Origin of the sequence: Flavobacterium sp. (genome assembly GCF_043773265.1) — a bacterium.
GTDB lineage: Bacteria > Bacteroidota > Bacteroidia > Flavobacteriales > Flavobacteriaceae > Flavobacterium.
Window position 1 is genome coordinate 1 of the sequence record NZ_JAYVFH010000166.1, and the last position, 14,158, is coordinate 14,158.

General features: G+C 28.5%; 15 protein-coding genes. 9 read left to right on the plus strand and 6 right to left on the minus strand.

The genetic code is table 11. The annotated features are described in order from the left end of the window. The 8 genes from ACH2BO_RS09135 to ACH2BO_RS09170 form a co-directional block, all read left to right on the plus strand. Positions 1–279 (plus strand): glycosyltransferase family 2 protein (locus tag ACH2BO_RS09135; protein WP_395044442.1); only part of this gene is annotated, 279 nt, incomplete at its 5' end. Positions 280–312: 33 nt separating this feature from the next. Further along, on the plus strand, positions 313–1,560 hold the full coding sequence (locus ACH2BO_RS09140; RefSeq protein ID WP_395044443.1) for an O-antigen ligase family protein: 1,248 nt from the start codon (positions 313–315) through the stop codon (positions 1,558–1,560). Beyond that, on the plus strand, positions 1,557–2,234 hold the full coding sequence (locus tag ACH2BO_RS09145; RefSeq protein WP_395044444.1) for an acyltransferase: 678 nt from the start codon (positions 1,557–1,559) through the stop codon (positions 2,232–2,234). The genes ACH2BO_RS09140 and ACH2BO_RS09145 overlap by 4 nt, the downstream gene beginning before the upstream one ends. After that, positions 2,235–3,380, plus strand: coding sequence for a glycosyltransferase family 4 protein (locus ACH2BO_RS09150; RefSeq protein WP_395044445.1), 1,146 nt, complete (start codon positions 2,235–2,237; stop codon positions 3,378–3,380). A 74-nt stretch (positions 3,381–3,454) separates the two neighbouring features. Next, a complete protein-coding gene (locus tag ACH2BO_RS09155) occupies positions 3,455–4,567 on the plus strand; it encodes a DUF1972 domain-containing protein (RefSeq protein ID WP_395044446.1) in 1,113 nt (370 codons plus the stop codon). Continuing rightward, the gene (locus tag ACH2BO_RS09160) at positions 4,503–5,825 is read left to right on the plus strand and encodes an O-antigen ligase family protein (RefSeq protein WP_395044447.1); all 1,323 of its coding nucleotides are present in this window, start codon (positions 4,503–4,505) and stop codon (positions 5,823–5,825) included. The genes ACH2BO_RS09155 and ACH2BO_RS09160 overlap by 65 nt, the downstream gene beginning before the upstream one ends. Next, positions 5,822–6,805, plus strand: a complete 984-nt coding sequence (locus ACH2BO_RS09165) for a UDP-glucuronic acid decarboxylase family protein (RefSeq protein WP_395044448.1) — start codon at positions 5,822–5,824, stop codon at positions 6,803–6,805. The genes ACH2BO_RS09160 and ACH2BO_RS09165 overlap by 4 nt, the downstream gene beginning before the upstream one ends. Positions 6,806–6,808: 3 nt before the next feature. Next, on the plus strand, positions 6,809–8,176 hold the full coding sequence (locus ACH2BO_RS09170; protein WP_395044449.1) for an undecaprenyl-phosphate glucose phosphotransferase: 1,368 nt from the start codon (positions 6,809–6,811) through the stop codon (positions 8,174–8,176). Here ACH2BO_RS09170 and ACH2BO_RS09175 read toward each other — a convergent pair. From ACH2BO_RS09175 to ACH2BO_RS09200, 6 genes are all read right to left on the minus strand, one after another. Continuing rightward, complete coding sequence (locus ACH2BO_RS09175; protein WP_395044450.1) at positions 8,173–9,366, minus strand: glycosyltransferase family 4 protein; 1,194 nt, start codon at positions 9,364–9,366, stop codon at positions 8,173–8,175. The two genes, ACH2BO_RS09170 and ACH2BO_RS09175, sit on opposite strands and share 4 nt — an antisense overlap. Before the next feature lie 252 nt (positions 9,367–9,618). Next, complete coding sequence (wecB, locus tag ACH2BO_RS09180) at positions 9,619–10,728, minus strand: non-hydrolyzing UDP-N-acetylglucosamine 2-epimerase (protein WP_395044451.1); 1,110 nt, start codon at positions 10,726–10,728, stop codon at positions 9,619–9,621. 130 nt (positions 10,729–10,858) lie between these two features. Continuing rightward, positions 10,859–11,386: an ORF6N domain-containing protein gene (locus tag ACH2BO_RS09185; RefSeq protein WP_395044452.1), complete on the minus strand. Its 528-nt coding sequence runs from the start codon at positions 11,384–11,386 to the stop codon at positions 10,859–10,861. A gap of 111 nt (positions 11,387–11,497) precedes the next feature. Continuing rightward, positions 11,498–12,811: a phenylacetate--CoA ligase family protein gene (locus tag ACH2BO_RS09190; protein WP_395044453.1), complete on the minus strand. Its 1,314-nt coding sequence runs from the start codon at positions 12,809–12,811 to the stop codon at positions 11,498–11,500. After that, positions 12,812–13,114 carry a HigA family addiction module antitoxin gene (locus ACH2BO_RS09195; protein ID WP_395044454.1) on the minus strand — a complete coding sequence of 101 codons (303 nt, stop codon included), beginning with the start codon at positions 13,112–13,114 and terminating at the stop codon, positions 12,812–12,814. Positions 13,115–13,127: 13 nt separating this feature from the next. Beyond that, positions 13,128–13,409, minus strand: coding sequence for a type II toxin-antitoxin system RelE/ParE family toxin (locus ACH2BO_RS09200; RefSeq protein ID WP_395044455.1), 282 nt, complete (start codon positions 13,407–13,409; stop codon positions 13,128–13,130). 206 nt (positions 13,410–13,615) lie between these two features. Here ACH2BO_RS09200 and ACH2BO_RS09205 point away from each other — a divergent pair. Further along, positions 13,616–14,158: phosphoribosylamine--glycine ligase (locus tag ACH2BO_RS09205; protein WP_395044456.1), on the plus strand; the 543-nt coding region annotated here is incomplete at its 3' end.

The following is a 14,158-nucleotide window of genomic DNA, read 5'->3' on the forward strand; positions in this document are numbered from 1 at the left end:
AACAAAATCAATGGTTTTGACGAAGATTACTTCATGTATGTAGAAGATGTAGATTTTTGTAAAAAAATTGCTAAAGTTGGTTTAAAACGTGTTTTTATGACTAGTATAAGTTACATTCACTTTGTTGGATTCAATACCAATAAGAATCCAATGTTGGTTAAAGGATATAAAATATACATCAAAAAACATTTTTCGGGAATTCAAAAAATTGTTATTTCAATTATTTTACAAATAAACTCTTTTGTAAAAAATATAAAATTAGCTTTAAAAACCAATTAAATCCCTATTTTTGGGCTTTAACTAAATTTTAGAATGAAGATTAACAAAAGCAGTTTTTACAGAGCACTTTTCATTGTGGTACTTTTATCACAAATATATCTTCCGTCGTTTAAAATTAATATTTTTCTACAAATAGCAGTTTTATTAGTTTATTTTGGGTTAGAAAAACCAAAACTTTCAGTTAGATTATTAAAAACAATAATACCTGTTTTTCTGATTTTTATTTTAGGATTTTTAGGCATGTTAATTTACAAAAACCCTATTGGATACGCACTTAAAGACGTTTTTCACTTTATAAAACCATTGCAAGGAATTCTCATTGGTTACTTTTTCTTTAAAACCATCAACAACGATAAGCTTTTTATTAAAACCATTGTAAAAACAGGTTTTATATCGGCAATAATACATTTTTTTCTAATTTTATTTTTCACCAATTTATCTTCGGGAACTGTAAACGAAATTAGATCTCTTACAAAAGATAATTTTTTAGAACTAATTGCAATTTTCTTTTTAGGATACTATAATTTTTTTTTCAATGATAAATTATTTAATTCTAAAGCTAAGTCCAAAGCAATTTTCATAGTTTTGTTACTATCATGCATCTTATATTTTTCAAGAACAATGATGGTTGGCGCATTAATTTTCTTTTTCTCAATAAAAGGTTATACTAAAATAACTTCTAAATCAATTACAGTAATTGGAATTGCTTTTTTAAGTGTAATTTTACTTTACGGATATTTATATTCTGTAAAAATTGATAGAAGTAAACCAGGATTAGAAGCGTTTTTATACAAAATAAAAATTGCTCCCGAAGAATTGTTTAAAACCAATATTGACAGAGATAACCACGAAGACCTTTGGGATCATTGGCGTGGTTACGAAGCAAAAAGAGCTTTTGCATTAATGAACGACAAGCCATTAAGTTATTTATCTGGAACTGGTTATGGTTCGTTAGTAAATTTAAAATTTAAAGCACCATTAGGCGAAGCTAAAGATGATGGAATTAAATATATTTCAGAATTGCACAACGGTTATCCTTATGTATTGTATAAAACAGGAATAATAGGATTAATTTTATACTTAACATTCCTTTTGGGATTGTATAAAAACATTTATTCAAAAGTATCGTTTGAAGCTATTTTTATTTCGGCGTTAGGAATTTTTTATTTATTTACAACATTAACAATAACAGGTATTTATAATACCAACGATACAACAGTTTTTGTTTTAGGAGCATTATTATTTGGTTTAGCAAAATCACAAAAAAAGCAAGTAGTATGATTAAGAAAGTTTTTCAAAAGTTATTAAATAAATCTGGCAAAGATTATAGTATTGATATAGATATTCCAAATGGTTTATTTATACATATTTTAATTAAAAGAATTTTAATGCTATTAAGAGGAATTATTTTTTTAAGAAAAAAAGTTTATTTAGGTAAAAGATGTGTTTTGCTTAATAAAAACAACTTTCAATTTGGTAAAAATGTTACAATAGAAAAAGACACAATTCTTGATGGTTATGCCAAAAACAAAATTGTACTTGGAAACGGTGTAAAAATTGGTTCTTTCTCAAATTTAAATACCACAAGCCACATGTCTAAATATGGAATTGGTTTAAAAATGGGAAATAACTCAGCGATAGGAGATTATACACATTTTGGCGCAGCTGGTGGAATTGTTATAGGAAACGACGTAATTATGGGTTCCTACATAAGTTTTCACTCAGAAAACCACAATTTTAGCGATACCTCCAAACTAATAAGAGAACAAGGCGTTACCAATAAAGGAATCGTTTTGGGAAATAATATTTGGGTTGGAGCAAAAGCTACTTTTCTTGATGGTTGCGTTGTTGGTAATAACTGTGTTATTGCAGCTGGAGCAGTTGTTAACGGAGTTTTTCCAGACAATGTTGTGATTGGTGGAGTTCCTGCAAAAATTTTAAAGACTATTGAATAAATGAAAAACATACTTTTCATACATCAATCGGCAGAGTTATATGGTTCTGACAAAACATTATTACTGTTGTTAAAACATCTTGACAAAAGCCAGTTTCATCCTGTTGTTGTTTTACCATTTGATGGACCACTAAAAAGAGAACTTGAAAAAGAAAACATAAAAGTAGTTATTGCTCCAGTATTAAAGCTTTATCGAAAAATGTTTTCGCCCAAAAACCAATTAAATTTTTTTAAAGATATTAAAAAAGCGTTTAAGGTTCTTGATGAATTAAACAAAGAACACAAATTTGATATTATTTACTCTAATACTTTGGCTGTTTTACTAGGTGTTTTTTATGCAAAAAGACGAAAAATTAAACACATTTGGCATGTGCATGAAATAATTGTTCACCCTAAAATAATTGCTTCAACTTTCCCAAAACTATTATACAAATATGCCGATTCTGTAGTTTGCAATTCAAATGCGACTATGGATAATCTTATTAAAAGAGAAAAAAGATTAAATAAAAAAGCTTTAGTGATTCATAATGGTATTGAAATGCATAAAGATGATTCAATAACTATTTTAAAAACAGATTTTGGGTTTAATAATAACGACATAGTAATAACTTTAATAGGAAGAATAAGTAGATTAAAAGGACATAAATACTTATTAAATACTTTTATAAAACATTTTAATCAAAGTGATAATTTGAAATTATTATTTGTTGGTTCTCCTGTAGAGGGACAAGAATATTATTTAACTGAAATAAAACAATTTATATCGGACAATAAATTAGACAAAAAGGTAAAAGTTCATTCTTTTACAAAAGAGTTATCTCAAATATGGTCAATTACTGACATTGCTGTAATGCCATCTACAGAAGCAGAATCTTTTGGTCTTGTTGCCGTCGAAGCTATGCTTGCCAAAAAACCAGTAATTGGTTCAAATCATGGTGGCTTAACAGAAATTATTATTAACAATGAAACTGGCTTTTTGGTTGAACCAAATAATGAAATAGCACTATCAGAAGCTCTTGTTAAACTAATTGAAAATCCAGAATTAAGAAATTTATTTGGAGAAAAAGGATATAAAAGAGCTGTTAAAGAGTTTTCTGTAATTAAATATATTGAAAGTTTTGAAAAACTTTTCTTTAAAATAGTTTAAAAGAAAACATATAATTAAGCATTTTTAATTAATTCTATTTCCTTATTTTTGCCCACAGAAAAAGAAGAAAATAAATGAAAATTGCCATTTTAGGAACTCGCGGTGTGCCCAATTACTACGGAGGTTTTGAACAATTTGCAGAATTTTTCTCGGTATATCTTGTAGAAAAAGGTCATGAGGTTTATTGTTACAATTCGCACAATCATCCTTTTCAAGAAAAAAGCTTTAATGGTGTAAACATTCTTCACATTAATGATCCAGAACACAAACTAGGCACTTTTGGTCAGTTTATTTATGATTACAACTGCATTTTAGATTCCCGAAAAAGAAATTTTGATATTATTCTTCAACTTGGTTACACTAGCAATTCTATTTGGTTTTTTCTATTGCCTAAAAAACCAATTATCATCACTAATATGGATGGTCTTGAGTGGAAACGAACCAAATATTCGAAACCAGTTCAACAATTCTTGAAATTTGCCGAAAGATTGGCAGCCAAAAGCAGCGATTATTTAGTGTCAGATTCTATTGGAATTGAAAAATTCCTGAAAGAAAAATACAAAAAAGACTCAACTTATATTGCTTATGGTGCAGATCCTTTTTCAACTCCAAACGAAGCTACTTTATTAGAATATAAATTAGAAAAAGAAAACTATAACATGATCATGGCACGATTCGAACCAGAAAACAATCTTGATATGGTTCTTGAAGGTGTTGCACTAAGTAATGATAAAACAACAATTTTGGTTATTGGAAAACACGAAACCAAATATGGCGAATACCTAAAAAATAAATTTAAAAATAATACCAACATCAAGTTTCTTGGCGGAATTTATAATCTAGAACATTTAAATAATCTCCGTTATTTTTCTAAATTATACTTTCACGGACATTCAGTTGGTGGAACAAATCCTTCTTTGCTAGAAGCTATGGCTTCAAAAGCTTTGGTAATTGCACACGGAAATGATTTCAATAAAGGAATATTAAAAAACAACAGTCATTATTTTATTAATTCAACTGAGGTTAAGAATATATTGGAAACAGTCAAAAAAAATGATAACTTGCAGTTAATTGAAAACAACTACCAAGCAATAATAAAAGAATTTAACTGGGAGAAAATTAATGATCAATATTTACAATTATTTGAACAATGTCTTTCTAAAGGTAAAAAATCAAACAACAAATAACACGTTTGAATTTTTACTTACATTAGTTCTCATAACAATTCCGCTTCATTATAGATACAACAGTTCTTCGGTAATTTTACTAACGGCATTTTCTATTTATAAAGCAAAAGAAAATAAATTTAAAATTCAATCACAGCTTTTATTTCCAGTTGCATTATATTTATTAATGCTACTTTCACTGCTTTGGACAATTGATTTCGATTTAACTTTTCAGGCATTATTAAAAGAAATCACTTTAGTATTACTTCCTTTTAGTTTTTTTATAAACCCAATTTCTAGAGAAGCTAAAAACAGAATACTAATTATTTATGCTTACTCAATTTTTGTGTTTTCAATAGGAGTTTTAGTGATAGCGACATATAGGTTTTTTATTACTCAAGATTCTTCAGTTTTTTTCTACCACGAGTTAGTCACCAAAGATGTAAATGCAATTCATGTTTCGTGTTATTGTACAATAGCTTTCTTTTGTTTTCTAATTAAATCAAAAAAAACAATTTTAGACAAATTTGCAATTGTACTATTACTAGTAATGATTTTCTTATTATCGTCTAAAAACATTATTGTAGTTTTTTTTATATTATTATTTTTATTTATGTTTTTTAATAAAAAGAAAACATTCAAAAAAGTATATTTTTATGTTGGATTTATTTCTTTATCACTAATACTACTATTGTTTTTCAATAAAATAAAAGAACGATTTGAAATTGAAATTAAATCCAATGTAACCAACAATTCAATAAATGAAGCCATCAGCAGTAAAGGATTAGTTTATAATGTAAGTATTTATGATGCTTGGAACCAAGAAAAGTTTTCTGGCAATGATTATTTTCCAGGAACAGCTTTAAGAGTTTATCAAATTAGAATTTTTAAAGAATTACTTCTAGAAGAAAATATTTTTTTTAATGGTTATGGTTTAAACGCATCTTGGAAAAAAATTACACAAAAACGCATTGAACACAATTTGCATGAAGGATACGAAAGTTTCAATTTTCACAACCAATATATTCAAAATTTTGCCGAGCTTGGAGTAGTTGGATTTATACTTTTGGTCATAATGGTTTGCTTAACATTAAAAAAAGCAATAAAAAACAAAGATTTTATACATTTTTCTTTTGCAATTCTAATGATAAGTTTATTTTTGACAGAATCATTTTTGTGGCGACAACGCGGAGTTGTATTTTTTATAACAATGTATTGTCTTTTTAATTCAAAAACGATTATAAATAATTTGATAAAAGAAAAACCTAAAACAACATGAAAAGAATATTAATAACAGGCGCAGCTGGGTTTTTAGGATCACATTTGTGTGACAGGTTTTTAAAAGAAGGTTATTTTGTTATAGCAATGGATAATCTTATTACAGGCGATTTAAAAAATATTGAGCATCTTTTTAAAGAAAAAAACTTTGAATTTTATCATCACGATGTTACAAAGTTTGTTCATGTTCCAGGAAATCTTGATTATATACTTCATTTTGCTTCACCTGCAAGTCCGATAGATTATTTAAAAATTCCGATTCAAACCTTGAAAGTTGGTTCGCTTGGAACACACAATTTACTTGGTTTGGCGCGTGTAAAAAACGCTAGAATTCTTATTGCTTCAACATCTGAAGTGTATGGCGATCCATTAGTTCATCCACAAACAGAAGAATATTACGGAAACGTAAACACCATTGGACCAAGAGGAGTTTATGATGAAGCCAAACGTTTTCAAGAATCTATAACCATGGCTTACCACACTTTTCATGGTGTAGAAACTAGAATTGTTAGAATATTTAATACTTATGGACCAAGAATGAGATTAAACGATGGTCGTGTAATTCCTGCGTTTATTGGACAAGCACTTCGTGGCGAAGATTTAACTATTTTTGGCGACGGAATGCAAACACGTTCTTTCTGTTATGTAACCGATCAAGTGGAAGGAATTTTTAGATTACTACATTCCGATTATGTTTATCCAGTAAATATTGGAAATCCAGATGAAATTACCATAAAAGATTTTGCAGAAGAAATAATAAAATTAACAGGCACAAATCAAAAAGTAGTTTACCATCCATTGCCAATAAACGATCCGTTACAAAGACAACCAGACACTACAAAAGCTAAAGCAATTTTAGGTTGGGAAGCTAAAGTGAACAGAGAAGAAGGAATGAAATTAACTTATGATTATTTTAAATCATTATCATCAGAAGAATTATTAAAAGAAGAACATAAAGATTTTAAAGGATACATCCATTAATTTATGGTTTCAGGACAAACAGGTAGATATTCTAAGTACATTAGACCAATAAGCATTGGTTTTGATTTAATTATAATAACAATTTTTAGTTTATATTTCTTCAAAGATTTAAAATTAAATACTACTTATTATATATTATATCAAAGCATAACATGGATAATTATTGCATTCCTAGTTAAGTTTTATGATGTTTTTAGATTTACAACACCAGTTGAAATTATTACTAAACTAATAAAACAAGCAGCTATTTTTTTATTGATTATTATTGCTTTTTTTCCGTTTGCAAAAACCTCAATTTTTAGCGGAAAAGCAATTGCTATTTTTACAACATTTAGTTTTCTTACAATAATATTATTTAAATATTTTTTATTTTATTATTTAAAAAAATATAGAATTGTAACAGGAAGCAACTTTAGAAACGCAGTTATTATTGGTTACACTCCAGAATCAATTCGATTGAAAGAAGTTTTTGATAGCCGACAAGATTATGGATACCGTTTTCAAGGTTATTTTTCAGATAAAAAACAAAATCCAGAAATAAAAGGTAAAATCGACGACCTAAAAGAATTTGTTATTCAAAATAATATAGACGAAATTTATTGTTCATTGAATGAAATTTCAAATGATCGACTCAAGGATTTAGTAGAATTTGCTGATGAAAATAATAAATCAATAAAATTTATTCCAGATTCTAAAGAAATTTTCTCTAAAAATTTAAAAGTAGATTATTACGAATTATTTCCAGTTTTATCATTACAAAAAACACAGCTTCACAACCCAACAATAAAAGGAATTAAAAGAGCATTTGATATTTTCTTTTCTTTATTTGTGATAGTTTTTATTCTTTCGTGGTTAATGCCACTAATTGCAATTCTAATTTTGATAGAATCCAAAGGACCAATTTTCTTTAAACAAGGAAGACCAGGATTAGACGAAAACGAATTTTTTTGTTATAAATTTCGTTCCATGCAAGTTAATGAAACAACTGAAAAAGAAGCATCTAAAAATGATCCACGTGTAACTAAAATGGGTAAATTTATGCGAAAAACTAGCATTGACGAATTACCTCAATTTTTTAATGTTTTAATGGGCGATATGTCTGTTGTTGGACCAAGACCACATTTATGGTCACAAAACAAGTCGTATGCAAGCAAAGTAAAAAAATACATGGTTCGTCATTATGTAAAACCAGGAATTACAGGTCTTGCCCAAGTAAAAGGTTATCGCGGCGAAATTGAAACAGATGAAGATATGATTAACCGAATCAAATTTGATGTTTTTTATATAGAAAATTGGTCAATTGTTATGGACATTAAAATCATAATTCAAACCGTAATAAACATTTTTAAAGGCGAAGATAAAGCGTATTAAAAAACATCTTTTTCGATTAAATATTTCATTTGATGGTCTAAATTGAAAGTTTTTTTAGTGTCTTCAAATATTCTTTTTTTCATCAAATCCAATTCTGATTTACTTATTTTTGAAATTGATTTTAGTTTTTCATTCAAATCCTTATAATCTCCAACTTGTGCAACCCAACCCAAATTATTTTCTTCAACAATAGTTTCACCTTCGCCACCACCAAAATATAAAATTGGAAATCCAAGCGAACCATATTCGAAAATTTTTGAAGGAACAGAACCATAAATTCTAACTTTTAAAGGAACAATTGCAATATCAAACGTTTTTAGTTTTTCGTGTAACTCTTTGCGATCCATCATTCCATGAAAGAAGATGTTTTTACCTTTTTCAGATGAAATTAAAGCTTCTATTAGTTTTTTTTCGGCACCATCGCCAAAGATGTGAAACTCAATTTTGTCATCCTGTAAGGATCTAAAATCTATTTTTTCACACATTTCATAAACACCTTGTGCAATTCCTAAAAGTCCTGCATAAAAGATTTTTATTGGTTGGTTTTCTTCAGTAATCAAATCTAAATTCTCAACTTTATGATTGGGAAAGTTGCGGTATAAAAAACATTTTTTATCAGGAAATAATGATTTTACATGCGTTATAATTTCATTAGATTGTCCAATAATTAATGATGCTTTTTTATAAATATAACGTTCTAAAAATATCGAGAATTTATGCGAAAACGAATTTTCTTTCAAAGCTTTCAATTCAATAGCTGCCAAAGGCCAAAGATCTGAAATATTGAGAATTATCTTTTTGTTTTTTAGTGAAAGCACAAAAACCGAAATAAATGAAAGTAATAATGGTGGCGACTGAACGACTACTTTTGAAGGTGTTTTTTTAAATAATAAATAAAAAAACAAACTCAACGAAAAAGACAAAACCGAAATAATTCTAACAATCAAATTTTTGCTTACACTTGGATAAATCCATAACCTTTTCACGGTAATGTTATCACGATTCTCTGTGACAGAAAATTTACCTTTATATTCTGGAAACAATTCACCTTTTGGATAATTTCCCAACGGACAAATGACAGAAACTTTATAATTATTTTGATGCAATTTCAAAGCCAACTGCTCAATTCTATTGGCAGCAGCGCCTTTTTCTGGTGGGTAATAATTGGATATGATTAAAATTTCTTTCATTTATGCTGAATTTATTTCAGCATCTGCTGAACTTGTTTTATTATAACTTTCTACCACAAATTACACAAATTTTTACAAATTCTGAATGCTTAATTATTTCACAAATTTCCATAAATATTAATTAATGCTGTAGTGAAATCAGTATTTAATTCTTTTTAAATTCTAACTCTCAGTAAAATTTTACCAGTTATAAATTCGTGCTAATTCGTGAAATTCATGTTTAACTTTAGAATAATTTAATTGTGTATTTATTTACAAATTCGTGAAATTCGTGTCTAATTTTTTTAACAAAATAGCAATAATTCTATCTGATGCTTTTCCGTCCCAAAGTTCAGGAATTCTATGCTGACGAAAGTCAGTATCTTTCAATTTTTTATAAGCATTTTCAAGATTTTCAACAGTAATCCCCACCAAATTATTAGTTCCAATTTCAATAGTTTCTGGTCTTTCGGTTGTTGTTCGCATGGTAAAACACGGAATTCCTAAAACCGTAGTTTCCTCAGAAATGCCACCAGAATCTGTAATCACTGCAAAACTGTTTTTTATCAAATACATAAAATTCAAATAACCTTGTGGTTCTACAAATAAAATGTTTTTCAAATTCAAATTGGTTTCACCCAAAATTGCTTTCGTTCTTGGATGAATAGGGAAAATTATTTTTTTATCGCCAACCATTTTATCAATTCCTTCAAGTAAATCTATCAATGATTTTTCCTCATCAACATTTGATGGTCGATGCAAAGTCAAAATGATGTAATTTCCAGTTTCTAATCTAAATTCTTTCCAAAAACTCGGAGCTGAAATTCTATCTAAATTCTGATATAAAGTATCAATCATTACATTGCCAACAAAATGAACATTACTTGAATCAACACCATTTTTCAATAAATTTTCTGATGCTAAGGTTGAAGTTGTAAAAAAATAATCGGTAATACTATCAGTCACAATTCTATTAATTTCTTCGGGCATTGTCATATCTCCAGAACGAATTCCGGCTTCAACATGCACTACTTTTATATTCATTTTCTTGGCTACAATTGCACAAGCCATAGTTGAATTTACATCGCCAACTACCAACACTAAATCACAAGAATTTTGAAGTAACTCTTTTTCAAAAGCAATCATAATTGCACCAGTTTGCTCGGCTTGCGAACCACTTTTCACTTCCAAATTAGCATTTGGATGCGGAATATTCAACTCCTCAAAAAAAGTATCACTGAGGTTTTTATCGTAATGTTGACCTGTGTGAACCAATCTAAAAGAAATAGTTTCACCTTCCGATTGTCGTTTTTCAATCGCTTTTATAATTGGTGCGATTTTTATAAAATTTGGTCTTGCGCCTGCTATTATTGTTATTTTCATTTATTCTGAATTTATTTCAGAATCTTTTCATCATCTGAATTGTATTGTCAATCTTGTTTCAGTATCTCAACTATTTTAAGATACTTATTTATTAATTTTCTTCAAGGTCACAATTTGTGACCTTGAAGAATTATTTCTTATAACCAATTTTCGTTCTTGGTTTTGTGTCTTCTTTTTTCTCGGTCAATTCATCTAAATAGCTAAAAACCAATTCAATATTCTTATCGTGGTTTTCTAATTTCTTTTGAATCTGCAATATATCAATTTTTAAATCGGTAGTATCCAAAAGCATCTGACGTACTTTACTGAATATCCGCATAATTTGAATATTTGTCTGAATGGCTTTGTCACTATTTAAAACACTTGATAACATCAAAACTCCATGTTCTGTGAAAACCATTGGTAAATATCGTAAACTCATTTTTTCAGAATTGGAGGTCGCAAATTGCGACCTCCAATTTTCGAATTCTGATTTACTAAGTTCAAACATGAAATCTTCAGGAAATCTAGAAATATTACGTTTAACTTGTTCTTTTAATCTTTTAGTTTCAATGCCATAAAGTGTAGCTAAGTCTCTATCAAACATCACTTTTTGATTTCTAATAAAGTAAATTTTATTAGAAATTAATTCTTCCGAAAGTTGAATTTCATTACTCATAAATTATTCTATATTTTTCTTCAAGGTCGCAATTTGCGACCTTAAACGTCTTGAAGTCACAATTTGTGATATCAAGTTTGTTATTGGAGGTCACAATTTGTGACCTCCAATTTATTTTACCATCGAAACAAACTGTTTCAATTTTCCACTTTTACTTCGTTCTAATTTTTCTTTTCTAGTGAATGTAAAAGTCAAACCACTTTCTAAATAAGTGGTAATTGCTTTTTCAATAGTTAGAATTTGACTTTCGGTTAACTCATTTTCACTTACATATTCGACTTCAAAAGTATCGATTTTTGTTTGTTTTATCACAAATTCTTTTACATTTCCATCGTCTTCAATAATGCTTTTGGTTACGTAATAAAAGGTCAATCCAGGTGCTTTTTTTCCACTTGGAAGAATGGCAACGTCGTTAGTTCGTCCAATTAATTTTTTAAGAATTGGTTTTTTGATGGTGCTTTTTTCGTCTAGAATTCCAAGATCGCCAATATCATATCTAATAAACGGATGCGCTTTGTTGTATAACGATGTAATCACAATTCGACCTTCTTTTCCGTTGGGTAAAACGTTATTGTTTTCATCTAAAATTTCTACAAATAAGGTTTCCGAATTTATTTGCCATTCATCTTTCGGATTTTGAAAAGCAATCAAATCTAGTTCGGAAGCACCATATTCATTGATAATTGGAACTCCAAATTGTTTCTCCATCAATTGTTTATCTTCTTCAAATAACATTTCGGAAGTAACCACACAACATTTCAACGTTGGACAAATAGAGGTTAAAACAATGTTTTTCTTTTGAAGAAATTTGGCAAATAAAACTATCGAAGAAGTGTAACCGTTGATGTAATCGAACTTTTTACACTGAAATTTTTTCAGTGTCTTTTCTAAAACAACATCTGATAAATCAAAAATTGTAAATCGGTAACTTTTCTTTAAAAAGTCTTTAATTCGTTCTTTTTTATTTCCGATAAAATCTAATGGAATTCCGTAAAAACGTGCTTGTAACGACGAATTAAAATTAATTCCAAACCATCCAAATCGGTTGATGATATTTGCCCAAGTTAAGGCATGACAAAATTTATCTTTCGCAAAAATAAAAGGATCACCACTTGAGCCTGACGTTTTATTAACATATACATCTTTTAAAGTAAAATCATTAGAAAGTCTTTCTGATAAAGGTTTCTGAAAATCCTTTTTAGTCATTATTGGAAGTTCATTCCATTTTTTTAATTCAGATTTTCCAACAAATTCTCGATATGACTTGTTGTTTTTTAAATGATAGTCAACAATTTCTTTTCTTTTTTCTATCACATAATTTTCAAATTGGGCTTCAGGAATGGATTGAATTTTTTCAAATTCAGCAATTGCTTTCTTCATTGGAAAACCATTTAGTTTGAGCGATAAATTGAAAAGGTTGAACATTTAAGCTACTTTTTGAATTTCGAATCTTTTTATAGATTGCAATTCTTTTTCTTTAGATTCTTTACCTTCTTCAATATCATAATCGTCTTGAAGCCCAAGCCAAAACTTTGCAGAATTTCCAAAATATTGACTTAATCGTAAAGCGGTATCAGCAGTAATTCTTCTGTTTCCTTTTGTGATTTCAGAAATTCTGGTTTGCGGAATTTTTAAATCTTTAGACAAACGATAAGCACTAATTTCTAAAGGAATTAAAAATTCTTCTAATAGAATTTCTCCCGGATGTATGTTTTTTAGTTTTTCCATCTTTTTCAATTTATTAATGATAATCTATAATCTCAACTCCACTCGCATTTCCATTTTCCCAAATAAAAATTATTCGCCACTGTTTGTTAATTCTAATGCTGTAAAACTCTTTTAAGTTTCCAGATAGTTTTTCTAATCTATTTGATGGCGGAATTCTTAAATCGTTTAAGTCTTGCGAATTGTTTAACATTCTTAATTTTCGTCTGCCTATTTCTTGAATTTCTTTAGATGGTTTTTTTAGTAAAACACCATTCCAAATCTTTTCAGTTTCTTTTGAGCCAAATGAAATTATCATATCTTCTACGTTACTAACGCCAAAGGTAAGTAAAATAAATTATTTTTTCTATTTAAAACAAACTATTTTTGTACCACAACTAAACAGAACAAATTTTAGAAAAGATTTCTTAATACTGAAACACAATCAGTTTAAATTAAGATGAGATTGCTTCGCCAGTTCGAGCAAGCTCTCGGGTCTGAAACAAGTTCAGAATGAACAACACAATGACAATTTTACTACTCGGTTCTGGCGGAAGAGAACACGCTTTAGCATGGAAAATGCTACAATCATCTAAATGCTCTAAATTATTTGTTGCTCCAGGAAATGCTGGAACTTCGCAAATTGCTACGAATGTTAACCTAAACATTTTAGATTTTGATGCTTTAAAAACTTTTGCTTTAACAGAAAAATTACAAATGATTGTTGTTGGTCCAGAAGATCCATTGGTTGCAGGAATTTATGATTTTTTCGCAACTGATTCTGATTTAAATCACATTCCTGTTATTGGTCCATCAAAAATTGGTGCGCAACTAGAAGGAAGTAAAGAATTTGCAAAGGAATTTTTGATAAAACATAAAATTCCAACTGCAGCTTATGATAGTTTTACAAAAGATACAGTAGAAAAAGGTTGTCGATTTTTAGAAACTTTACAACCGCCATATGTTCTAAAAGCTGATGGTTTGGCTGCTGGAAAAGGCGTTTTAATAATTAAAGATTTGGCAGAAGCAAAAGCTGAATTAAGAAATATGTTGGTTCATGAAAAATTT

Coding starts and splice junctions, on each gene's coding strand:
- ACH2BO_RS09145 (WP_395044444.1), top strand. CDS start 1,557: ATGATTAAGAAAGTTTTTCAAAAGTTATTAAATAAATCTGGCAAAGAT.
- ACH2BO_RS09175 (WP_395044450.1), bottom strand. CDS start 9,366: ATGAAAGAAATTTTAATCATATCCAATTATTACCCACCAGAAAAAGGC.
- ACH2BO_RS09170 (WP_395044449.1), top strand. CDS start 6,809: ATGGTTTCAGGACAAACAGGTAGATATTCTAAGTACATTAGACCAATA.
- ACH2BO_RS09200 (WP_395044455.1), bottom strand. CDS start 13,409: ATGATAATTTCATTTGGCTCAAAAGAAACTGAAAAGATTTGGAATGGT.
- wecB (WP_395044451.1), bottom strand. CDS start 10,728: ATGAAAATAACAATAATAGCAGGCGCAAGACCAAATTTTATAAAAATC.
- ACH2BO_RS09165 (WP_395044448.1), top strand. CDS start 5,822: ATGAAAAGAATATTAATAACAGGCGCAGCTGGGTTTTTAGGATCACAT.
- ACH2BO_RS09150 (WP_395044445.1), top strand. CDS start 2,235: ATGAAAAACATACTTTTCATACATCAATCGGCAGAGTTATATGGTTCT.
- ACH2BO_RS09195 (WP_395044454.1), bottom strand. CDS start 13,114: ATGGAAAAACTAAAAAACATACATCCGGGAGAAATTCTATTAGAAGAA.
- ACH2BO_RS09160 (WP_395044447.1), top strand. CDS start 4,503: ATGATCAATATTTACAATTATTTGAACAATGTCTTTCTAAAGGTAAAA.
- ACH2BO_RS09155 (WP_395044446.1), top strand. CDS start 3,455: ATGAAAATTGCCATTTTAGGAACTCGCGGTGTGCCCAATTACTACGGA.
- ACH2BO_RS09185 (WP_395044452.1), bottom strand. CDS start 11,386: ATGAGTAATGAAATTCAACTTTCGGAAGAATTAATTTCTAATAAAATT.
- ACH2BO_RS09190 (WP_395044453.1), bottom strand. CDS start 12,811: ATGTTCAACCTTTTCAATTTATCGCTCAAACTAAATGGTTTTCCAATG.
- ACH2BO_RS09140 (WP_395044443.1), top strand. CDS start 313: ATGAAGATTAACAAAAGCAGTTTTTACAGAGCACTTTTCATTGTGGTA.